The sequence below is a fragment of the Streptococcus sp. ZY171113 genome (assembly GCF_057748235.1).
In genome coordinates, this window is record NZ_CM173243.1 from 2206724 (window position 1) to 2228534 (window position 21811).

Annotated in this window: 25 protein-coding genes; 13 read left to right on the plus strand and 12 right to left on the minus strand. The window is 48.7% G+C overall.

The window, feature by feature from the left end:
* Positions 1 to 34 precede the first annotated feature (34 nt).
* The 9 genes from AC3ARB_RS10635 to AC3ARB_RS10675 all read left to right on the plus strand — a co-directional run bounded on the left by AC3ARB_RS10635 (position 35) and on the right by AC3ARB_RS10675 (position 6330).
* Entirely contained in the window at positions 35 to 187 is a 153-nt protein-coding gene (locus AC3ARB_RS10635) for a hypothetical protein (RefSeq protein WP_488320513.1), read from the plus strand.
* Positions 184 to 693 (plus strand): hypothetical protein, encoded by a 510-nt coding sequence (locus AC3ARB_RS10640; protein WP_488320514.1) that lies wholly within the window; start codon positions 184 to 186, stop codon positions 691 to 693. The genes AC3ARB_RS10635 and AC3ARB_RS10640 overlap by 4 nt, the downstream gene beginning before the upstream one ends.
* Positions 690 to 2360: a DNA primase family protein gene (locus AC3ARB_RS10645; protein ID WP_488320515.1), complete on the plus strand. Its 1671-nt coding sequence runs from the start codon at positions 690 to 692 to the stop codon at positions 2358 to 2360. The genes AC3ARB_RS10640 and AC3ARB_RS10645 overlap by 4 nt, the downstream gene beginning before the upstream one ends.
* Positions 2361 to 2585: 225 nt before the next feature.
* Positions 2586 to 3104 carry a hypothetical protein gene (locus AC3ARB_RS10650; protein WP_488320516.1) on the plus strand — a complete coding sequence of 173 codons (519 nt, stop codon included), beginning with the start codon at positions 2586 to 2588 and terminating at the stop codon, positions 3102 to 3104.
* A gap of 11 nt (positions 3105 to 3115) precedes the next feature.
* The gene (locus AC3ARB_RS10655) at positions 3116 to 3559 is read left to right on the plus strand and encodes a hypothetical protein (protein WP_488320517.1); all 444 of its coding nucleotides are present in this window, start codon (positions 3116 to 3118) and stop codon (positions 3557 to 3559) included.
* Positions 3556 to 3771, plus strand: coding sequence for a hypothetical protein (locus AC3ARB_RS10660; RefSeq protein ID WP_488320518.1), 216 nt, complete (start codon positions 3556 to 3558; stop codon positions 3769 to 3771). The genes AC3ARB_RS10655 and AC3ARB_RS10660 overlap by 4 nt, the downstream gene beginning before the upstream one ends.
* 1061 nt (positions 3772 to 4832) lie before the next feature.
* Positions 4833 to 5195 (plus strand): DUF1492 domain-containing protein, encoded by a 363-nt coding sequence (locus AC3ARB_RS10665; protein ID WP_488320519.1) that lies wholly within the window; start codon positions 4833 to 4835, stop codon positions 5193 to 5195.
* Between the two features lie 489 nt (positions 5196 to 5684).
* Positions 5685 to 5873, plus strand: a complete 189-nt coding sequence (locus AC3ARB_RS10670) for a type II toxin-antitoxin system HicA family toxin (RefSeq protein ID WP_488320520.1) — start codon at positions 5685 to 5687, stop codon at positions 5871 to 5873.
* 52 nt (positions 5874 to 5925) lie between these two features.
* Positions 5926 to 6330: a type II toxin-antitoxin system HicB family antitoxin gene (locus AC3ARB_RS10675; protein WP_373658575.1), complete on the plus strand. Its 405-nt coding sequence runs from the start codon at positions 5926 to 5928 to the stop codon at positions 6328 to 6330.
* Positions 6331 to 6899: 569 nt separating this feature from the next.
* Here AC3ARB_RS10675 and AC3ARB_RS10680 read toward each other — a convergent pair.
* From AC3ARB_RS10680 to AC3ARB_RS10695, 4 genes are all read right to left on the minus strand, one after another.
* Positions 6900 to 7157, minus strand: coding sequence for a Veg family protein (locus AC3ARB_RS10680; protein ID WP_488320521.1), 258 nt, complete (start codon positions 7155 to 7157; stop codon positions 6900 to 6902).
* 12 nt (positions 7158 to 7169) lie between these two features.
* Positions 7170 to 8522 carry a replicative DNA helicase gene (gene dnaB / locus AC3ARB_RS10685; RefSeq protein WP_488321561.1) on the minus strand — a complete coding sequence of 451 codons (1353 nt, stop codon included), beginning with the start codon at positions 8520 to 8522 and terminating at the stop codon, positions 7170 to 7172.
* Between the two features lie 117 nt (positions 8523 to 8639).
* A complete protein-coding gene (gene rplI, locus AC3ARB_RS10690; protein WP_488320522.1) occupies positions 8640 to 9092 on the minus strand; it encodes a 50S ribosomal protein L9 in 453 nt (150 codons plus the stop codon).
* Between the two features lies 1 nt (position 9093).
* Entirely contained in the window at positions 9094 to 11061 is a 1968-nt protein-coding gene (locus AC3ARB_RS10695; protein WP_488321562.1) for a GGDEF domain-containing protein, read from the minus strand.
* 158 nt (positions 11062 to 11219) lie between these two features.
* On the opposite strand from AC3ARB_RS10695, the gene AC3ARB_RS10700 reads away from it, so the two are divergent.
* A complete protein-coding gene (locus AC3ARB_RS10700) occupies positions 11220 to 11666 on the plus strand; it encodes a hypothetical protein (RefSeq protein ID WP_488321563.1) in 447 nt (148 codons plus the stop codon).
* 25 nt (positions 11667 to 11691) lie between these two features.
* On the opposite strand, the gene mnmG is transcribed toward AC3ARB_RS10700, so the two are convergent.
* The 6 genes from mnmG to AC3ARB_RS10730 form a co-directional block, all read right to left on the minus strand.
* Positions 11692 to 13593, minus strand: a complete 1902-nt coding sequence (gene mnmG / locus AC3ARB_RS10705) for a tRNA uridine-5-carboxymethylaminomethyl(34) synthesis enzyme MnmG (RefSeq protein ID WP_488320523.1) — start codon at positions 13591 to 13593, stop codon at positions 11692 to 11694.
* A 48-nt stretch (positions 13594 to 13641) separates the two neighbouring features.
* Entirely contained in the window at positions 13642 to 14094 is a 453-nt protein-coding gene (locus AC3ARB_RS10710; RefSeq protein ID WP_488320524.1) for an NUDIX hydrolase, read from the minus strand.
* Between the two features lie 125 nt (positions 14095 to 14219).
* Positions 14220 to 14591 carry an HIT family protein gene (locus AC3ARB_RS10715; RefSeq protein ID WP_488320525.1) on the minus strand — a complete coding sequence of 124 codons (372 nt, stop codon included), beginning with the start codon at positions 14589 to 14591 and terminating at the stop codon, positions 14220 to 14222.
* A gap of 9 nt (positions 14592 to 14600) precedes the next feature.
* Positions 14601 to 15722, minus strand: a complete 1122-nt coding sequence (gene mnmA / locus AC3ARB_RS10720; RefSeq protein WP_488320526.1) for a tRNA 2-thiouridine(34) synthase MnmA — start codon at positions 15720 to 15722, stop codon at positions 14601 to 14603.
* A 249-nt stretch (positions 15723 to 15971) separates the two neighbouring features.
* On the minus strand, positions 15972 to 16160 hold the full coding sequence (locus tag AC3ARB_RS10725; protein ID WP_488320527.1) for a TetR/AcrR family transcriptional regulator C-terminal domain-containing protein: 189 nt from the start codon (positions 16158 to 16160) through the stop codon (positions 15972 to 15974).
* 21 nt (positions 16161 to 16181) lie between these two features.
* Positions 16182 to 16478 (minus strand): TetR/AcrR family transcriptional regulator, encoded by a 297-nt coding sequence (locus tag AC3ARB_RS10730; protein ID WP_488320528.1) that lies wholly within the window; start codon positions 16476 to 16478, stop codon positions 16182 to 16184.
* Between the two features lie 134 nt (positions 16479 to 16612).
* On the opposite strand from AC3ARB_RS10730, the gene AC3ARB_RS10735 reads away from it, so the two are divergent.
* Together AC3ARB_RS10735 and AC3ARB_RS10740 are read left to right on the plus strand one after the other, a co-directional pair.
* Positions 16613 to 17755 carry a pectin acetylesterase-family hydrolase gene (locus AC3ARB_RS10735; RefSeq protein WP_488320529.1) on the plus strand — a complete coding sequence of 381 codons (1143 nt, stop codon included), beginning with the start codon at positions 16613 to 16615 and terminating at the stop codon, positions 17753 to 17755.
* 14 nt (positions 17756 to 17769) lie between these two features.
* On the plus strand, positions 17770 to 18828 hold the full coding sequence (locus tag AC3ARB_RS10740) for an alpha/beta hydrolase (RefSeq protein ID WP_488320530.1): 1059 nt from the start codon (positions 17770 to 17772) through the stop codon (positions 18826 to 18828).
* Between the two features lie 100 nt (positions 18829 to 18928).
* Here the strand turns inward: AC3ARB_RS10740 and AC3ARB_RS10745 are convergent, their stop codons facing one another.
* Positions 18929 to 19309, minus strand: coding sequence for a MerR family DNA-binding transcriptional regulator (locus AC3ARB_RS10745; RefSeq protein ID WP_488320531.1), 381 nt, complete (start codon positions 19307 to 19309; stop codon positions 18929 to 18931).
* Between the two features lie 76 nt (positions 19310 to 19385).
* Between AC3ARB_RS10745 and AC3ARB_RS10750 the strand changes: the two genes are divergently transcribed.
* Positions 19386 to 20006: an alpha/beta hydrolase fold domain-containing protein gene (locus AC3ARB_RS10750; RefSeq protein ID WP_488320532.1), complete on the plus strand. Its 621-nt coding sequence runs from the start codon at positions 19386 to 19388 to the stop codon at positions 20004 to 20006.
* A 122-nt stretch (positions 20007 to 20128) separates the two neighbouring features.
* On the opposite strand, the gene AC3ARB_RS10755 is transcribed toward AC3ARB_RS10750, so the two are convergent.
* Positions 20129 to 21778, minus strand: coding sequence for a hypothetical protein (locus tag AC3ARB_RS10755; protein WP_488320533.1), 1650 nt, complete (start codon positions 21776 to 21778; stop codon positions 20129 to 20131).
* Positions 21779 to 21811: the final 33 nt, after the last annotated feature.

Below are 21811 nucleotides of genomic sequence, written 5' to 3' on the forward strand. Positions count from 1 at the left end.
AACTCAAAAAGAAACGACAGCGAGGAGGGAAATGATGACCTATTTTGACACCTACCCACCAAGGGACAAGAAACGGCTGGGCAGGGAGGACAGGACAAAAGACCGCCAGCTATCCCAAGCCGAGGTAGAGCGGAGACAACGGCAGAAACGGCTTAAAAAACTAAGAAAGAGAGGGGGTAAGTCATGAGGTATCTGACCCTAACCATGCACAAGGATTTTTTAGGGCTATTCTCTTTCCTAGAGACTAACCCCACACGAGCCGAACGCAAGGGCGATTATTACCGCTTTATCTATCGTGAGCCACTAAGCCACTACCTAACACCTTTTAGGCTTAACAAGCTATGGCTGGAGGTCAGCGAGGACAAGCCCAAACCGTGGGAACTGGTGCGTGACCATATCCCAGCCTATGCAGGGGAAAAGTTACTGGCTGAACTGACTGACCTAGAGCAGCATAGCTTGACCCAGCAACGCCAAGGGGTGGGTCTGGTCTTAACCGATTGGCTTTTAGAGGCGGTTTGCTATGGCATTGCCACCAAGCAGGACACGGCTAGGCTGGTGCGTGCTATGTTTGTGACCGGCTACGATATGGAGCAGGTTATAGGGGTATTTTCAACCCTTACCCAACGGCTGGACCTATCTGGCTACTTTTTACAGGAGCTAGGGCGATTTTATGGGAAGGAGGTGGCCGCTTGAGCGAGTTGACAGATAAGATTTTAGAAGATGACCGCAAGGCTACGGGAGCGGAACAACCAGCACCCAAACCACGACCGCCAAAGGTTGATAAAAAGCACGCACCCAAACCTAAAGACCGCTTTTTCATGACCTTTTTAGGGGTTAAGGGTCAGCTAGCTCATGAGTGCCAACTCATTAGACAAGAGGCCTACGACAAGAAAAAGGCAGAGCTAGAGGCAACCATGAACTGGAGCGATGACCCAGAGACAAGGGAGAAGCAAGAGCAGGGGATAGAGGACAAAGCACGCACCGCTTACGCCCAGGCTATCCCAGAAAAGCCCCTGGCAGTCTCAAAAATCCTTTACGAGCGTATCCATTTTGTGAGGGTCAAGCCAGCAGGTAACAACCAAAAAGCCCCACTATACTTTTACAATCCAGATAAAGGGGTTTATGTTGAGAACACCGAGTTCTTGCAAGATTTAATCTTTATCATTGCCCCCAACTTTACCGAGCGACAAGCCCAGGACACCATCTATAAAGTCGCTAGACAAAGCCCAGAACGTGACAATCAACCCCACTATACGGCATTAGGCAACCAGCTTTACAACGCCAAGACAGGCAAGCTAGAAGACTTTACGCCTAAGGTGGTGACTATCAGGAAAATCAACACCGAATACAACCCAACCGCTAAAGAGCCAAACATCAAGGGCTGGAGGGTGACCGAGTGGCTGCGTGAGTTGTTTGGTGGTGATGATGAACTGTATAGGCTAGCTATCCAGATTATTAGGGCGTGCGTGACCGGGCAGAGCCTGGAAAAACTATTCTGGCTTTATGGCCGAGGCGGTACAGGTAAAGGGACTTTTCAGCAGTTGATTATTAACTTGGTTGGCCTTGATAACGTGGCGAGTTTGCGGATAACAGGGCTAGGTAAAAGCCAGTTTACCACCTCTATTCTGCTAGGTAAGTCCGTTGTCATCGGTGACGACGTGCAGGCTGGGGCAGTCATCAAGGACACATCGGACCTTTTTAGCCTGGTTACTGGCGACCTCTTGACCATCGAGGAAAAGGGCAAGAAACCTTATAGCTTGACCCTATCCATGACCGTTATACAATCATCAAACGGCTTGCCCACAATGGAGGGCGATAGTGAGGCCATCGGCAGGCGTTTCCGCATTCTCCCCTTTACTGGGGAATTTGTGGGGAGACCAGACAAAGCCATCAAGCAAGACTATATCCACCGTTCCGAGGTGCTGGAGTTTTTGCTTAAACTGGCCCTAGAAACGCCCCTGGAGGACATCAACCCCAAAGCCAGCCAAGAGGAGCTGGCCAAGTATCAAGCGGACATTAACCCCGTCTTGGCGTTTGTGGAAGACTTTTTCACCGATGACTTGGAAAGTGAGTTCTTACCTAACTCGTTTGTCTGGTGGGTTTGGCGTGACTACCTAGACTATACTGGTCACACAAGCCCCTTGAAAGACAACGCCTTTCACAGGGAAGTAGGTAAGCACTTGCCCCCTAACTTCTCAAAGGGGGAGAAAGTGACCCCAGCAGGCAGACATCTCGCCCCAGGGTTTAACCCAAAGGCGGATTTACCCCACTATGCAAGGAGCTATTACACCAACGGCAGGGAGACCCCAGAGAAGCAAGCAAAGAAGACCAGAGACAGAGGATATATTAAAAATCGCTAAATTTTCCACGGTTATTGATTAACTTTCCACAGTTAAAAAAATAACCGTTCCCAATTTAGCCCAGTCATATCAAGGGGTTTCCACAGATACTACAGTTTCCACAGTTATTTTAGAAGTAGATATAAAAAGGCCTCTAAAGCTCCTGTTAGCTCTTATAAAAAAGCAACATCAGAGAGGAAAAACCGTGGAAACCGTGGAAAGCCTTGTGGCTCTAAGAGAAAAACCGTGGAAATAACCGTATCCTATCCGTGGAAACCGTGGAACATTGACACGACAAAAGAAAGGCATATCATGACCAAGAACAACATCGCAGACAACACCCAAGACATCAAAGAGCTAGACCTTGACCAGTGCTATATCATCGGCGAACATGGCGAACAAGTCACGTTTCAGCAGTTAACCGACTTTTACCGTGGCACGGCCGAGATTTTGAACTGGTGGCGTGCTGACAACATTGGCAGCAACCTGGCTACCTTACACATCGCAAACGGCTTTTTTAACATTTTTGAGCGACCAAGCGACCCTGGGGAGGAAACAGACAAGCAGACCGACACCGTGGCGGAGCGTGAACCGTTTGACCTGGGCGACTGGTTGGCTGACCAACACCACAAAGCCCAGCTACTGGCTGACAGTATCGATGAGGGAGACACCGAGGAAACGGCGGCCCTCTTGGAGCAACAAGCCCAAGCCTGGGTTATGTTGCAAGAAATGGCCCAGAGCGGTGAGCTAGTACATCAGAGCTAGGAGGTGAGACGATGACAGAGACAGATTTTTTTGACCAAGAGCTGGAGAACATGAAACGCCATCGGCTCATTTATATGGCCGACGACACCCCAGTTACTGATGAGGATATTCCCAAACTGTTAGAGATTGGGGCAAAGTTGCGAGAGGCAGACCCCAGCTTAAACGTGTATGAACTTTATAAGCACCCAGAGGCCAGGGCCAAACTCTTTGCCCAAATTACTGAGGCTTGCTATATGGCTTTAGGCAAAACACCGACACAAGCCCAGCGGTTAATCTTTGGTGAGTACCTGGAGGGGCAATTTAAGACAACTATGCAGAAACTCATCAACCAAACCGATACCCAAGCCCTAGGTGAGCTTATCGAAGTTCTGGAACTTGACGGGACCCAGCGGGAACAGTTTGCAAAAGATATGGCGGTAAGTGGGCTATTAGCTAGAAATGAGGTGGACGAATGACCCAGCAAACCTTTAGCTATACCTTTGCCTATCGCCCTGACATGCTGGCCTTTAAGAATGGCCTGGTTGGCTATTTTGTGGGCAGTCACGAGGGTCTGGCCTATGCCATTGACTACGGCAAGGGTACAGTATCGGCGACCTATGAGCATGACCAAGACCTATCAAGCGACCTGGAGCGAATTGCCAAGGCTTTTGATAGCAAGCAGAAGTAACCCAGCACAGGGTGCGTGATGAAGTGGTCACGCACCTTTTGGCGTGTCTTATCCGAGCGTTTGGGGATTTTTCAAAACGACGAATAGGCGAGCGTTTGTAGTATTTTGTAGTACTTTTTGGATTTTACAAAACAAACAAATCCGCTCCGATGGAATAAAGGGAGGAGGTAAAACCCTTGATATAACGGACTTTTAAGGAGTTCTTGACTGCACCCCTTTAGCACTTTTAGGGTGCAAAATACGGAGCGTTTTAGGTTTTTACAAAACCGACAAATAGCCCGACCAAACCATAAGGTAACCATAAGGTGGCCAAGTTTTGCTACCCTAAGATTACCCTAAGATTACCCTAAGATTACCCTAAGGTGGGAGACCTAAGAAGTATAAGGTTAGTACAAGGTGGGGGCAGTAAAACCACCCCAAGGTTACCACAAGGTAAGGGCTGAAAAATACTAAGGTTTTAGGCTTTTTGGTACGGTAAGGTTACGGTAAGGTAGGCCAACTTTTTAGGTGGCCAAAGTAGCAAGGTTTTAGCAAGGTTAGAGTGTAAAGGTTATGTAAAGGTTAGGCAGTTCTGATAATGACAAAACGGCAAGATTAGGGCTAGGTATCAATACCGAAAAGTAGTAAGGTTTTAGTAAGGTACAAGGGGGAGATTAGGGGGAGGTTTAGGGGAGGTGGTGCGTGTTGGATTGAGTACTTGAACTCCGAGCGAACTCCGAGAAATGACACATGAACAGAGAGCGAACAGAGAAGATTTTATAGTTTGAACCTAGAGCGAACCAAGAGACTTTACTTAATCGAACAACGGGCGAACAACGAAAAAAACTATTTGAACACAGAAGATTTTATAGCTTGAAGCTAGAGCGAAGCTAGAGAATTTACCCCATCGAACAAAAGATGAACAAAAGAACACGCACCAAAATAGGCCGCCATCGAGACACAAAAAAAGCCCCACGGTTTGGCCGTGAGACTTTGACCTGGTTTGCCCAAGCCCTGAATGGAAATACCGCTGAAATGGTATTGTGGTAGTATCAAAGACATTATACCACAGGAGGTAAAACATGACCGTCAAGGAGCAACTAAACGAGCTGAAAGACCTAGCCCCACTTATCCAAAGCCTAGAGGAGGAGCTGGAGCATGACCGCCCCCTATACGCCCGTTTTCCTGATAGGCTGGCAGAGTGGGAGAAGCAGACCCTAGACAGTATCAACCAGCTCAAAGCTAAGAGGCAGGCCGTGCTTGACCTTATTGGCCGACTAGATGACCCTTTACACCGTGAAATTTTGCTTGTTAGGTATAGAGACGGCACAAAGTGGAAAGACATACCCCAGCGTTTCCAACAGTCACAGGCCAACACTTATAGGCTGCATAAGCAGGCCATCGAGGAACTGGAGAGGGTGGAGCGTGACCTTAAAAAGGGCTAAGATTAGGCTAAGGTTACCACAGGCCACACAGACTAACGAGAACAGGGCAAATCAGGCGACTAGCTACCCAGTCAGAGAAATAGGCACGCACCGCCTAAAATCGCTCTACGGCCTTTATATGGCGTTTGAGAGGGTGGCGGATTTTAGGGAAATTTTTCCCCTTGATTTTTTGCGACCTTTTGCGAATGATTAGGCAGGAGGTACTAAAGGCATGACCCTAGATGATTTTTTAGACTGGATAGCAAAGCACCCCAAAGAATGGGCAGAGTATCAAGAAAAAAACTGGTGGCTATTCTGACTTATGCTATAATGGTCTTACAGCTGGAGGCTGGCATAGTCTGGCCGATTAAGGGAGGGCATGACCCACGAACAGGAGGGGGAGCTTTCCCTTTTTTGTATAAAAACATTTGTAAAAAACAAGTGTTTTATATTGACAAGTGTTCCAAACAAGTGTATAATGGTATTAAAGATAAGGAAAGGAGGTAGCCGATGACCACACGACGAGAACTTGAGAAACTAGCCAAGGCCAAGGGGTTCTATCCCACGGATAAAGGCAAGGGGTCTCATACGCTTTGGGAGCATGACGACGGCAGAACAGTCTTAATCAGTAACCCAAAGCAGAAAGACTATAAGCCCAAGACCCTAAACAATGTTTTGAAAGTCTTAAACGAGAAATAGGGGTAAGCTCTACCCCTTGCCCTTTTGGGCGGTCATCGGCTAACCAAAGATTATGAAGTACACTTATTTAGCTATTTTTGAGGCAGACCACGAAAACGGCGGTTATACCATCACGTTCCCAGACTTTCCAGGGGCGATTAGTGAGGCAGACACCTTGAGCGAGGCGGTTTATAATGCCCGTGAGGTGCTGGAGATTTACGCCCTTATGTTTGAAGATGAGGGCAAGGAGTTCCCAGCGGTATCATCTTTCAAAGCTCTTGCGGATAAGCTGACCAGCGATGATGACATTATCCAAGCGGTAACGGTGGATAGTGAGCTGGTGCGTGAACGTGAGCGGTCAAAAATCGTCAATAAGACAGTAACCTTGCCTAGCTGGTTGGTCGAGATTGGCAAAGAAAGAAAGGTCAATTTTTCCCAGCTCTTGCAAAAGGCCATCCGTGAGGAATTGCAAGTATAAGCCTAGCCCCTAGCTGGGCTCTTCTGCTGCTCTCAAGCAACCCATGAGGCGATACTATCAGGATACACTAGGAAACAGTAAAACACAGTAGCAAGCGGTGCGTGATATGGTATAATAGGGCAAAAGAAAAGGCACGGCTGACCGTGCTTTCCCTTGCCTGCTGAACTCGTGAAAAATGTTCCCTCATTTGTTCCCTATCGGTTTTGGGGAACTTTGCTATTTGGGGGTGTTAAGCCAATGAATATCACATTTTTTAGCGTGTTTTAGGCTGATTTTGCGTGTATTTTCGCTTAAAATTACCTTACAACAAAATGCTTTAATCTGATATTGAAGTTCTTGAAAAGCCCGTAGTTGCGGGCTTTTTGTTTTATAAGAAATTCTCTTATTTTCCTAGTTCAGTCAGCAAGAGGCTGGGACAAAAAGATTTTGAGTTTTCGAAGTCTCATACAATCCCCCCTGATGAAACCAAAAGGCTGAAAAAAAAGCGAACAAAGAAAGGTTCTGGTTTTCAGAAATTCTTCTTTGTTCGTTTTTAATATTGAGGTTTGGACTTTTGTCCCAGCCTCTGACTAATCCAAGTAACGGATCAGGGTTTTCTCGGTCAAAATGTCCGAGTAGGTATAGGATTCCACATAGGTCTGGCCGTTCATCTCATTGGTAAATTCGATGATGAAGAGGGATTGGTAAACCTCGATCAAGCGTCCCTGCTTGTTGTTCTCCCGTTTGCGGCCATTTTCCAGGGTCAATTCGACAATCTGGCCCTCATGGGCTTTGATGTCCTCTTTGATTTTCTTCATCTTGGCCACATCGGTAAATGCGTCACTCATAGTCCTTCCTTTCTATCTGCCCTCTTCAAAAGGGGCAATGCTTGAAAACTTGTTGTATTCCTTCTGGAAAATCAGCTGGACAGTCCCTCTGGCACCGGCCCTGTTCTTCTCCAAAATCACTTCGATAATGTTATTGGGCAATTTCTCATTGCCGTCCTCGTCCTTGTTATCCCGGTCATAGTAGTCATCCCGATAGAGGAAGGCCACGATGTCCGCGTCCTGCTCAATGGACCCCGATTCTCGAATATCCGAGAGTACTGGCCGCTTATCCTGACGCTGCTCGACCCCACGGGAGAGCTGACTGAGGGCGATAACGGGGACTTTCAGCTCCTTGGCCAGGATTTTCAGCTGGCGGGAGATGTCTGAGACCTCCTGCTGGCGGTTTTCGGGTCGGGTACCTGTAATCAACTGCAGGTAGTCAATCACAATCAGGCCCAAATCCTCACCCAGCTCCTTGGCCAGTTTTCGCGACCGAGCCCGAATCTCGGTAATCTTGATGCCCGGCGTGTCATCGATAAAAATCGGTGCCTTGGCCAGATTTCCCATAGCAATGGTCACATTCTGCCAGTCCTGGTCGGTCAACTGCCCCGTCCGCAGGCGGTGGCTATCCACCACGCCCTCAGCAGCCACCATCCTGTCCACCAAACTCTCCGCCCCCATCTCCAAGCTGAAGATGGCCACCGGTCGCCCTTGCTTGGTGCCGACATTCTGGGCGATGTTGAGGACAAAGGCGGTCTTACCGACCGCCGGCCGAGCTGCCAAGATGATGAGCTGGTCAGGGTGCAGGCCTGTCGTGATCTTATCCAGTTCACGGAAACCTGTCGGTAGCCCTGTCACATCCGTTGTCTGACTGGCTCGAACTTCCAAATTGGCATAGTTTTCAGATAAAACATCCGCAATCCGCTTGAAGCCGCTGCGGTGGCTGTTTTCGCCCACATCGACCAGGGACTTTTCAGCCCGAGCCAAAATCTCATCCGCAGACAGGCTGCCCTCGTAGGCCTGGTTGACCGATTCGGTCAAACGGTTAATGAGCTGCCGCAACATGGCCTTCTCAGCCACGATTTGAGCATAGTACTCCGCATTGGCCGAGGTTGGCACGCTGTTGACCAGCTCCGCCAGGTAGCTCAGCCCTCCCACCTGTTGCAGGTCGCCCTGGCTGTCCAGAATAGACCGAATGGTGGTCGCATCAATGGCCTCATTGCGGTCAGACAAATCCACCATGGCCTTGAAAATGATGCGGTGAGCATGCTTGTAAAAGTCCTCAGGGCTGATAAACTCCCGAACGCTGATTAGCTTGTCTGGAGCGATAAAGACCGACCCCAAGACAGATTGCTCTGCCAGAAGGTCTTGGGGTTGAACCCGCATTTCTTGAAATTCTGTCAATCTATGCTCCTTTCTTGGGGCTAAACAGGCCAGACAAGCCACTCCCTGGTTTCACATGAAACCAGCTGACCTGCTCTGCCATGGTCCAAAACCAAAAAACTAGGCTTCTTTGACTTGCAACTTGATTTGGCCGTCAACTTCCTTATGGAGCTTGATAGGCACTTCAATGAGGCCGATGGCACGAATCGGATGGTCCAGCTGGATGCCTCGTTTGTCAACAACGAGACCAAACTGCTTTTTGAGTTCTTCGGCGATTTTCTTGCCGGTGATGGAGCCAAAGGTCCGACCATCTGGACCAACCTTCTCGACAAACTGGACGCGGTGTTCTTCCTTGGCCAGCTCTTCTTTGAGGCGTTTGGCTTCCGCCAAAACTTCAGCAGCGTGTTTGGCTTCAGATTTTTGCTTACCAGCCAACTCACCGATGGCTTGACTGGTCGCTTCCTTGGCCAGGCCCTTCTTGATCAAAAAGTTTTGAGCGTAGCCTGTCGGCACTTCCTTAACTTCGCCTTTTTTACCCTTACCCTTAACGTCTTGCAAAAAAATAACTTTCATCTTACGACTCCTTTGTTGGTTTGATTTCTTCTCGGATAGCCTCTAGCAACAGGTTTCTCACCTCCTCAACTGAGGAGAGGTCTAGCTGTGTAGCGGCTAAGTTAAAGTGGCCACCGCCACCCAAACGTTCCATAATTCGTTGGACATTGATGGTCTGACGACTTCTAGCAGAGATGGCAATCCGTCCCTTAGCCGTCTTGATGATGACAAAGCTGGCTTCAACGCCTGCCATATCCAGCAGGGTATCCGCAGCCTTACTGGCCACAACGTGGCTATAAATCTGATTATCTGGCCCCATCACCACCATCACCTGGTCTTCCAAGGCTTGGGCAGTGACCACTAGGCTATTAACCTGACGGTAGTCCTCAAAATTCTGGGCCGACATGGCTTTGATTTCCAGGTTATCACTCCCTTGACGGCGGAGATAAGAGGCCACATCAAAGGTTCTGCTGGTAACACGAGTGGAGAATTGATTGGTGTCCAGCATAATGCCCGCCATCAGGACACTGGCCTGCAAACGGCTGATTCGTTTTTTAGCATTTTGGAATTGAAGCAATTCCGTCACCAGCTCACTGGCAGAACTAGCCCCACTTTCGATAAAACTCAGGCTGGCGTTAGCTGGAAAATCATCATCCCTACGGTGATGGTCAACGATGATAACCTCGTCAAATTGACTATAAAACGGTTCAGACAAGGTCAGGGCCAATTTGGAGTGATCCACCATGATTAAGAGGGATTTGGGCGTCACCAACTGCCTAGCCTCAGGCAAGGAAGTTAGGGGACTTTGTCCCTCTTCCAAGAGGCGACCGATTGCCCTCGTCACATCCTCTGTCATGCTGGTCATATCATAAACCGCATGAGCTTGTGCACCCACTTGTTGGGCAAAGAAAGCCATACCGATGCTAGACGCCAAAGCGTCCATATCGGTCATCTTGTGTCCAACCACAAAGACCCGATCCGCCAGCTTGATTTTCTCCGAAATAGCCGACATCATGGCTCTGGTACGGGTCCGAGACCGTTTGACCGTTGAGGTTGAACCGCCCCCAAAGTACTGGTAAGGCTTGTTGGGATCAATTTCCCTAAGCACCAGCTGATCTCCCCCACGCACCAGGGCCAAGTTCAAGTTGGATTGGGCCACACGGCCAATTTCCTCATGGTCGTGACTGCCGTAGGAAACCCCAATACTCAAGGTTAAGCTCAACTCACGTTCCTTGGCCGCCTGACGAAAGGCATCTAGGACTGAAAACTTATCCGACAGGAGTTGACCCAAAACAAAGTAATCCGTAAACAGGTAGAAACGATCCATGGCCGTTCGTCGATAAAAAATCTTCTTGGTTCGGGCAAAATCCGCAATAAAATTAGCCACAAAACCGTTAATATCAGAGACCTCCGCATCGGGCAGACTATCCGTAATGTCATCGTAGTTATCCACCGACACCACCATAATAACAGGACTAAAATCCGTCAAGCCCTGCAATTCCCTCACAAAAGAATGGGTATCCCAAAAGTAAAGCAGTTCCTTTTTGCGGTCCACCGACACCGTCAACTTGAGGTTACCGATGGTCAAAAAATTGCTCGTGACCGTCTCCTGACTATCTGCCACGACCCCAAGAACTCGTGAGGCATCGAACTCACCATCTTCCTTGGTCAATAGCAGAGCAGCATAGGGATTGTACCAGATCACCGCTTTTTTAGCTAAGCTAAACTGAACCACTCCCACAGGCATGTGTTCTAAAACATGGGCCAGGTTATGTTCTGTTTTTTGGGTCAACTGAGCCAACTCCTCGGCCTGAGCCGACCTCGTCGCCGTCAGTTCGTGATAGACTAAAAAGACCCACCCCACCAAGATAAAACCAGCTAAAAGCATATAAAGGGGAGCAGGAAAGAGCCAGTAGCCCAACATCAGAGTAACTAGACTAATCGCTCCCAGAAGAATCAACTGATTCTTCTCCAATCGAAATACGTTCATCATTTAACCTCTTATCAAGCCATTATACCATAAAAAAGCTCCAAAGGATAGGCTTTTAGAGCTTTTGTCACGCCGTACGCATGAAAAGTTTCTCTGTTTCTTTTTGAGCCCTAAAAGAATTTTTTAAAAGTTGAGAATACCGCCTGCAGTTTGAGACAATCCTTGGCATGAAACAGACAACCAAGCTCTCTGTCCTGATTGACATCGCCAGCCAGTTTGGACTTGACCCCCAGGAATTTGAAACCACCTACCATAGCCAAGCAGCCAAACAAGCTCTGGAAAAGGATTGGCAAGAGTTGACCAGCCTAAACAGCCGAGGCCTGCCCCTCTACCGCTTGACCTACAAGGAAAAGAGGGTCGCGTTTAGTGGGGTTCTCAATACCGCACAGTTTCTAAACCTCATCGACCAGCTAACAACTGGCGACCTAAAACCTCAGCCAGTCTCAGCTAGCCTAGACCACCTTAACCAACTTATCCAAAAACACCCCCTCATCTCACCCCAAGAACTCATGGCCGTCTATGACCTCGCTCATCCAGCTGATGTCCAAACATTCATCCAGATAAAACCAGTTTACCACGGCTGGTTCATTGAAAAAACAAGTTGACAGCTGCCGTCAACTTGTTTTTGGTTTATTTATGCTTCGCAATCGACCGTCCCTTGCCCTCGATGTAAACCATGAGGATAGAGATGTCGGCTGGGTTAACCCCTGAAATCCGGCTGGCTTGTCCGATGGTTTCAGGGCTGATTTTCTTGAATTTCTGGCGGGCCTCTGTGGCGATGCTGTCAATGTCATCCCAGTCGATGTCAGCTGGAATCCGTTTTTCTTCCATCCGTTTCATCTTGGCCACCTGGTCAAGGGCCTTGGCGATGTAACCCTCATACTTGATTTCCGTCTCGATCAGCTCGATGACCTTGCTGTCCAGGTCTTGGTCAGCTGGGCCGATGATGTTGATGACATCGGCGTAGCTGACTTCTGGCCGTCGCATGAATTCCTTGGCGGTCATGGCATCAGCCAAAGGTTTGAAGCCCAGAGCTTGAACCTGGTCGTTGGTTTCCTTGATTGGTTTGAGCTTGATGCCTTCCAAACGAGCCATTTCCTGGTCGAACTGGGCTTTCTTGGCGGTGAAAACCTCCCAGCGGTGGTCGTCAACCAAGCCCACTCGACGGCCGATGTCGGTCAGGCGCATGTCAGCATTGTCATGGCGGAGGATGAGGCGGTACTCGGCACGAGAAGTCAGGAGACGATAAGGTTCAAGTGTCCCCTTGGTCACCAGGTCATCAATCATCACCCCGATGTAGCCATCACTCCGTCCCAAAATCAATTCAGGCTTGCCTTGGACTTTGAGGGCTGCGTTGATACCAGCCACCAAGCCTTGAGCGGCCGCTTCTTCGTAACCTGAAGTACCATTGGTCTGACCAGCGGTAAAGAGGCCAGAAATGGACTTGGTTTCCAGAGTGGCACGGAGCTGGTGAGGCAGGACGATGTCGTACTCGATGGCATAGCCTGTCCGCATGAGTTCAGCCTTTTCCAGACCCTTGATGGAGTGCAGGAGCTCTTTCTGAACGTCTTCTGGCAGGCTGGTTGACAGGCCTTGGACATAGATTTCCTCGGTGTGGCGACCTTCTGGCTCCAAGAAGAGCTGGTGGCGGTCCTTGTCGGCAAAGCGGACAATCTTATCTTCAATTGACGGGCAGTAGCGTGGGCCGACCCCCTTGACAATCCCAGAGAACATGGGTGCTCGGTGGAGGTTGTCGTTGATGATTTGGTGGCTGCTTTCGTTGGTGTAGGTCAACCAGCAAGGGATTTGGTCGGTCAAGTAGTCCTCGTCCTTGGACAGGAAGGAGAAGTGGTTGGGCTTCTCGTCACCTGGCTGGATTTCGGTCACCGAGTAGTCAATGGAGCTGGCCTTGATGCGAGGCGGTGTTCCTGTTTTGAAACGACCGATTTCCAGACCTAACTCTTTCAAATTATCTGCTAGCTTGACCGAGGCCAGGCTATTATTTGGTCCAGAGGAGTACTTGAGCTCACCCAGGATAATCTCTCCCCGCAAGGCTGTCCCCGTTGTCACAACGACGGCTGCTGCCGAAAAGGCCTGACCTGTAGCTGTTTTGACACCAATCACTCGCCCATTGTCCACCAAAACCTCATCAATCATGGACTGACGCAGGGTCAGGTTGTCCTGACGCTCCACGGTTTGCTTCATGGTGCGGGCGTAGAGGTCCTTGTCGGCCTGGGCACGGAGGGCACGGACCGCCGGCCCCTTGCCGGTGTTGAGCATCTTCATCTGGATGTAGGACTTGTCGATGTTGACGCCCATCTCGCCGCCCAGAGCGTCAATCTCGCGGACCACGATGCCCTTGGCCGAACCGCCAACCGACGGGTTGCAGGGCATAAAGGCCAGCATGTCGATGTTGATAGTGGCAAGCAGAGTCTTGGCCCCCATGCGGCTGGCAGCCAGGGCAGCCTCAACGCCAGCATGCCCCGCCCCGATAACGATAATGTCGTAGTGTTCTGTGAAATTATGGGTCATTTTTTTTGAAAATAGCAGAGCTGCTATCTTGTTCCTTTCTCTATGTTGTTAGTTTTCGATGTTCACGATATGCTTGATCTGCCCATCCCAATCTCTCAAAGCAGTTTTGAGAAAAGGTGGGTTGAGATTGAGGTTTGGTAGGTGATCAATCGAAACCCACTCGCAGGTTCGGGTCCGACCGCCCTCAACCATGACTGCTTGTGGCTCAGTTACTGGTGTGACCAGGTAATGAAATTCCATTTGGTGGTATTTCGTGCCGTAAAGCTCAAACTGATTTTCCACCACAAAGACTAGCTGGTCAACGGTCACGTCGCAACCGACTTCCTCACGCACCTCACGCTGGACAGCATCCTCAGTCGCCTCACCGACGGCAATAGCTCCGCCGATGCAATAATACTTGTCTTCAGGTGATTTGGCCAGATAAATCTTATCGTCTCGAACCATCAAAGCCGTCGCCCGAACGCCAAACATCTGATTATCAATCTTGGTTCTAAAGTCCATCTCTCCTCCTCAGGTCACAAAAAAGCCAAAACTCCCAGAATTGCACGTCAAAAAACGCACAAGACAATGAGCTTTGACTTTCATCGTGTTGTTAAGGCTATTTTATCAGAAAAAAGTGACTGCTGTCAACTCTCATAAGCTTGCTTGTCAGGAATAACACCTCGAACACCACCTGTGGGGTTTGAAACATCACCTTTGTAGCGAGGGATAAGATGAAGATGGCAATGAAAGATGGTCTGCCCAGCGACTTGTCCGCAATTAGCACCAATGTTATAGGCATCTGGTTGGTAGCGGCCATCTAATAACTGCTTCCCCGCAACCAATAAGTCATCAATCGCCTCTTTTTCTTCTGCTGTCAATCCAAAATAATCAGGCACATGCCGTTTGGGGATGATCAGCAAGTGACCTTGGCTAACAGGATTTTTGTCGTAAAAAGCTCGGGCCAGATGGTTTTCCAGTACCGTTGGTAAATCGCTGCAAAATAAACAGGTTTCCATATGATTCCCCTAAATATACTGACAAACTTCTCCATCCCGATAAGCCTGGTCAATCATACCGCCGCCCAGACACTCATCGCCGTTGTAGAAAACAACTGCCTGACCTGGGGTGATGGCCCTCTGAAGCTCATCAAAGACAACCTCAGCCTTATCGCCCTTGACATGGACGGTCACCTTGCTATCAGGCTGGCGGTAGCGGAACTTGGCCGTGCATTCCAGAGTAAACTCCTCTGGCCGCTCAGTCGTAAAGTGGACCTGACTGGCTGTCAAACGGTCTGACATGAGGCTGTCGTGATAGAAGCCTTGCCCCACATAGAGGATGTTCTGGCTCAGGTCCTTGCCGACCACAAACCAAGGCTCGTTATCGCCGCCGATTTGGCCGCCGATGCCAAGCCCCCCCCGCTGACCGATGGTGTAGTACATAAGCCCCGCATGTGGCCCCATGTCTCGCCCATCCACCGTCATCATGCGACCCGGCGTCGCTGGCAGGTAGTTGCTGAGAAACTCCTTGAAATTCTTCTCGCCGATAAAGCAAATCCCCGTCGAGTCCTTCTTCTTGGCCGTCGCAAGCCCTGCCTTCTCGGCTAGCTCACGCACCTCTTTCTTTTGTAAATGGCCGAGCGGAAAGAGGGTTTTGCTCAGCTGTTCTTGACTCAGCTGGCTGAGGAAGTAGGTCTGGTCCTTGCCATTGTCCGCCCCGCGGAGCATATGGGAAATCCCATTCTCATCACGCACCACCTGGGCGTAGTGACCAGTCGCCACATAATCTGCGCCCAGGCTCAGGGCGTAGTCCAAGAAAGCCTTGAACTTGATTTCCTTGTTGCACATGACATCAGGGTTGGGTGTCCGACCCGCCCGGTATTCTGCCAAAAAATACTCGAACACCCGGTCCCAGTACTCTTTTTCAAAGTTAACCGAGTAATAAGGAATGCCCAGCTGGTCAGCCACCGCAGCCACGTCCTTGTAGTCCTCGGTTGCCGTGCAGACCCCGAACTCGTCGGTGTCATCCCAGTTCTTCATAAAAATGCCGACAACGTCATAGCCCTGCTCCTTGAGCAAAAGAGCCGTTACAGACGAGTCAACGCCACCACTCATGCCGACAACGACACGTGTTTTTGAATTATCCGTCATGATAATCCTCCCATCAAATAGTTTCTAACATAGACTTGAAGGGTCTAGTTTGTCAACGGTCGATTTGAAGGTCGATGTTGAGCCTCTATTATAGCAAGAAAGCTGATTTTCAACAAGAAAAGAGGGCGATACCCCTCCAATAATGACGCTTGAATGAAACAATAAGGAACAAAGGGGTATATCAAAGGGGGCTCATACCTAGATTGTGTGTTATGACAATAAACTGATTCGTTTACCTTGACAAACCGATTAACTTTTCAGTAACGCCATAATCTCATCAGGGCTCTCCTGACACCCCTTGGCCACCCAAGTCCGTAGGACCCTGAAAAAGCCACCGACAATAAATTGCAGGTGAAAATCATCCGTCAGATGGCCTAGCCGTTCTTGAAAATACCGATTTAATTCTTCTTCCAGCAAGTAATCCAAGCGATTGGCCATGAGCAAGCGAATCGGCTCCTGCTACCCGTACCAAAAATCAAAAAACTGCTGCAGGGCCAGCATCAAATGGGCATCCGACCAATCCGACAAATCTATCTCCCGCCTTGCCAACCAGGCCTGCATCTCCTGATGAAGGGAGCGGGCCAGCACCTCCTCCTTACTGGCAAAATTACGGTAAAAGGTCACTCGCCCCACACCAGCCCGTGCCACCAGTTCGGACACGCTAATCTTCTCAAAGGGCTTGACCGCAAGTAGCTCCCACATCGCCCCAATCACGCTCTCCACAAACAGCGATTCCTGCCGCTTAACCTTGTCCATGCGAAACACTTCCTTTCGTTTGTTTCCTTTTGGAGCAATAGCAGAGCTAGCACTAGTTTTCCAGCCCGTCATCTGCTATACTAGCAAAACAGAAACACTTGTTTCTAAAATTATACCATAAGAGGAACTCATCAGTGACCAAACAACCCTTCTACAAGAAAAAATTTTTTAAAGTTTTTACAGTTATCCTAGCTAGCCTTGCCTTAATTGGTTTCGTCGTCTACAAACAGACCTTTGGCTGGTCAGCCCCTGAACTCAGACAAGAAAGACCTGATGTGGGGAAATGGTACCGCCTCAGTCCGGAGGGAGTGGTTGATTCGACTGGTCAACCAGCCCACGGTTTGCTGAGGATTGGTAAGGACAAAAACAAGGTCATGGTCTATTTCTTTGGCGGTGGTGCCAGTATCAATGCTGAAACAGCTGCAGCTGGTAAGGCCTTCTACGCCACCTCAACCAAGCAACAAGATTTTGTCGCCACTTGGGGGATCGCTAGTTCCCAGGAAGATAACCCTTTTAAGGACTGGACCATTCTAGCCCTGCCTTACAGTACCGGTGATTTTCATGCTGGGACAGGCGAATTTGCCTACACCGACAAAAACGGCCAACAAAAAATCCTCCATCACAAGGGTTACCAGAACCTGATGGCTCTGATGGCTGAAGCCAAAACCTATATGGGCAATCCTGATACCCTTCTGGTCACAGGCTTTTCAGCTGGTGGCTTTGCCACATCCCTCCTTGCTGATGATGTGATTGACCAGTTTCCAACCGCAAAAAATATCACTGTGGCAGTTGATAGCTCCCTCTTGTTGCATGAGGATTGGAAGGGCATTGCCGAAAAGGTTTGGCAAACGCCTGACCATATCAGCAACCGCCTGACCTCTAACAATCTGGTCCTGGATAGCCTGGTCGCCCTCCATGATAAGCGAGGCGATACCGTCAAAATCCTCTTTGACAGCTCCTATCGTGACGGCATTCTCCAACAATACCAAAATTATATCGACAAGGGACAACTGGCTGACCCGACACCTGAGACTAGCCAGCAATTTCAAGCCGAGCTGAAAACCATGGTTGACAGCCTGCAAAGCCGTATCGACGGCGTTGGTATCTATGTCTGGAACCACGGTCAAGATGACAAGACAACCGCTACTCAACACACAACCATCAACTACAAAACCTTTTTCACTCCCATGAGCGATGATAAAAGCATTGCCGACTGGATGGCTGATGCCGTCAATGGCGACGTGAAGAGCTACGGCTTAGACTTATTGGACAAATAGAAAGGACATCCCTAATGACACAGAAGAAAAAATCAAAACAACTCTGGAAGATTTTAGGGCTTACCCTAGCCAGTCTAATCGGCCTATTTATCCTCCTAGCGGGAGCTATTGCCCTCAAACCTCAACTCGTCATTAGCGTCATTCAGTCAGCTATGTATCCGAATGGCAAGGCCATTAATCCGACAGAACCGCTCAATCCCCCTTCACAACAGGTCAAGGAGAACGGGATTTATTACCGCAATGATATTCAATATGGGACAACCTATCCCAACTCTTTCTTGGATATTTCCTATCCGTCTGAGGATACCAGTGTTGATAGGCCAACTATTATCTATTTCCATGGTGGGGGATTTTTCGGTGGCGACAAGGCCATGGGGGACCCTTTAGCTGCCAACGACGATAGCAACTACCTCTTTGACAAGCTGGTCCAGGAAGGCTATAATCTGGTCAATGTCAACTATGTTCTCGTGCCTGACTACCACTTCCCAGATCCCATCATTCAGATGAACGAGGCGGTCAACTATCTGGTGGACCATCAAAAAGAGCTTGGCCTCAACATGAACAAGGTCATTTTCTTTGGTCAATCGGCTGGCGCTATCATGGTTGGTCAGTACGGCACCATTCTGTCAAACCCTGACTACCGAGCCCTCTACGAGCTGACCCAAGAGCCCAAACTCACCAGCTCTCAAGTCCAAGCCATGGTCATTGATGATGCACCCTTTCAAATCCCCAGCAGCAATCTGGCACTAGACCTGATGATATCAAACTATCTGGATGATAACCTTTTATGGAGAAAATCCAACCTCCTAGAACAGTATAACCCCATCCCTTACCTGACAGCTGACTACCCACCTTCAATCATGCTGGCAGGCACAGCTGACGGTTTCCCAGAAGATATGAGAGCCTTCAGCGACAAACTCAGTCAGCTTGGGGTGACCAATACTTACTTTCACACGGACGAGGAGACCTATGGCTTAACTGCCCACGGCTACCTGTCCAACCTCAAATACGATAAAACCGGAGCAGCTCAGGCTGCTTATGAGATGATTTTAGACTTTATCAGTCAACCATAGTGTTTATGTAGCTTCTCTAACCAATCATAAAACAGCTGCTCCTTTAGCTAGCCTGAGCTTGAGGAACAGCTGTTTTTGTTTTTTCAACTTGGCTAAGAAGTCACAACTGGTCCTGCAAGGCTGCCAGCAGGGAAACTAGTTCACTCTGGGATTCAAGCAGATCAGATAAAATAGCTTTGAGCTGACCCAGTTGCTCAATCTGCTGGTCAATTTCCAGCAGGCGGTCACGCAGGTTGGCCTTGGCCACGTCGGTCAGGTCGTGTTTCTGTTGTAGGTCTTCTAAAAAGACCCCGATGTCCTTGAGGGAAAAGCCACTCAAGCTCATGTCCTTGATAAATCGGGCAAGGATGAGGTGCCGCTCTTCGTAAGAGCGGTAGTTGTTATTCCCACGGACAGGGACTGGCAGGAGGCCGATTTTTTCATAATAACGGACGGTGGAAATGGCCAGACCACTACGGGCGACAAATTCTTTGCTGTTCATGGAACGTTCTCCTTGACTATAAAGTTACTTCATAGTTTATACTAAATAAGTCCAAAACACAAGAAGGAGAAAAACCATGACAAAACACCTGAAACGAGCAGGCCTGGTCCTACTCACCATCACCGCTCTGCTATGGGGCTATGCCCGCCTCATCCAACAACGGTCTCTAGCCAGCTGGGTGGTGGAAGGCTACTTTTGGTTGAACGGCACCAAGAAGGGGCTAGAGGAGCAGCCAGAAGAGCAATTTGAAGCCTTTCTGGCTGAGCAGCAGGCCATCAGCGACCAGCCCTTTGCCAAACCCAAGCTTTCCCAAGAGGTAACAGAAACCAGGGTGGACGGCATGCAGGTCTTCACCTGGAACGACAAGCAGGACCCCAACCAAAAGGTGCTCTTTTACATCCACGGCGGTGCCTATGTGGCCCAACCAACCCCCTTCCATTTTCCAGCCCTGGATAACCTCTCAAAGGCCTTGGACGCCAAGGTGGTCTTCCCCATCTACCCCAAGGCGCCTGCCTACACCCATGAGGACGCCTTCCCCAAGATGGAGGCTCTCTACAAGCAGATCCTTGCAGAGACGGCAAACCCGCTCAACATCACCCTTATGGGCGACTCGGCTGGCGGTGGCTTTAGCCTGGGCTTTGCCATGTACGCCCGCGACCACAAGCTCCGCATGACTATTTCTTATAGTATATCATGAAAGGCCTTGAAAAAACTAAAAAGACCGCAATTTTAGCGGTCTTTACACAATCTTTACAATCCTGTCAAGTTATTTATCAGTTCTAACTCAAGCATCAAAGTCAGAGAGAGCACCCCTGTTCATCAATTCGCTGACTTTTCTGGAACGGCTAATTGAATTGGTGTCATTTTCCCATCTTTGACAAAGATGACCACGTTGTTTAAAGTAGCCAAGTGCAAACTTGTCGGGTCCGTAATGCGATAAGGACCTGTCATAAGATTTCTCACATCGCTGGTAGAGATAAGATAGCCCCTATCATAAACTTCATCACGGAAAGTAACATCACCTTTTTCGAATGCCGCTTGCGAAATCTGGAGAACAGTTAGGAGGTTGGCTTTTTTACCAGCTGTCAAGAGCTTAAAGAGCTGCTCCAAGGTTTCCTCTTCCTCAATCTCTAGTATGGTGTCATAATAATAATACGGAACAGGCAAGATTTTACTATCATAACCAATCACTTCTTTAGGATTGTCTATCAGTTCCGTATAGGTTGTCAAATCAGAACGACCAATAAGTAAGTCTTCATAATAGTGTCGCCCCTTTCTCTCCATCTGGATAGCCTTAAAAATAGCGAAATCAAAGTAGTCATCATTGATAATGTATAGACTGTCTCTATCCGCCAAGTCAATCGTAAACACAGAGTTATCTAGAAGATTGATCCCCAGCGGAAAACGCGAAGACTTTTCATCCTGTAAAATGGCCCGAACATCTTCTCTGGCCAAAAAATCAGCCATTGGTAGTTCTTGACGGTGGTACACATAACGATTGTAGTCCTCAAAGGATTTGAGCACATGAGCTTGATTATCGAGGGTGACGACCCTCCTAAAGTAGCCATCCCCATTCAAGTTGCCCTGACTAGGGTCGGCTAGCAAGCCATCCATAAAATTAGCCTGCTCCTTGCGTTTCAACAAATCCAAGAACTGGTGGCTCTGCTCCAAGGTCCAGTCCATGTCTTCATCCCCCCAAAACCTAATATCTTGATTTACTGATACGAGATGAGGGTAGCGTTCTCCCAAGGTCAGATGAGGAAGCACGTCCTCGTCAATAGACACCATAAAACGACGACCTGGAGAAAGCCCTTCAATAGGTAAGCCAGAGCGTCCTAAAATGGTTGACCAGTAAGTAGGGGTTCGTTCCCGCCAACCACCATCTTTAGTTGAACTAGCCCAATCCAAATCGCTAAAATTAGGTTTGGAGTCATCAGACAGGAGTTTCTTTGCTTCCAAATCATAGAAGTAGGACTTAAATGTTGAGGCATCAGATTTCTTATCACTATCGTGTCTAACATTTATCTCAACATAGGATTTATCCCGATTTGAATCTTTATACAAGTCAGTCCAGATATACTTAGGGCGATCTCGTCTTAATTGTTTCTCAGACAGAAGGTCGAAGAGGTCAACCACCTCAGGTTCTTTTTCTGGCGACTGGCGATCAAAAATATACAGCTGATAATATTCTTTTTTAGGATTTTTCAAACGATAAAAATCCGAGTGCACCAAAAAGTTAACCCCCATAATATAGTCGTCAGTATACCAAAGGTCTGCCCCTAATGGACTAGCAAAATAATCTGGAAACACTTGAATACTATCGGGATTAAAGCGTTCAAAACCATCATAGTAGACACGACTCTCGCTATCAGTATAAGGCATATAAAACCGTGTGTAATACTCTACCGTCATGAAAATTGCCAAAGAAAGTAGCAAAATCAACAGAAGCTTATTCTTAAAAACTTTCATCCATTCTTCTCCGTTGTCTTATTCTAAAAACCA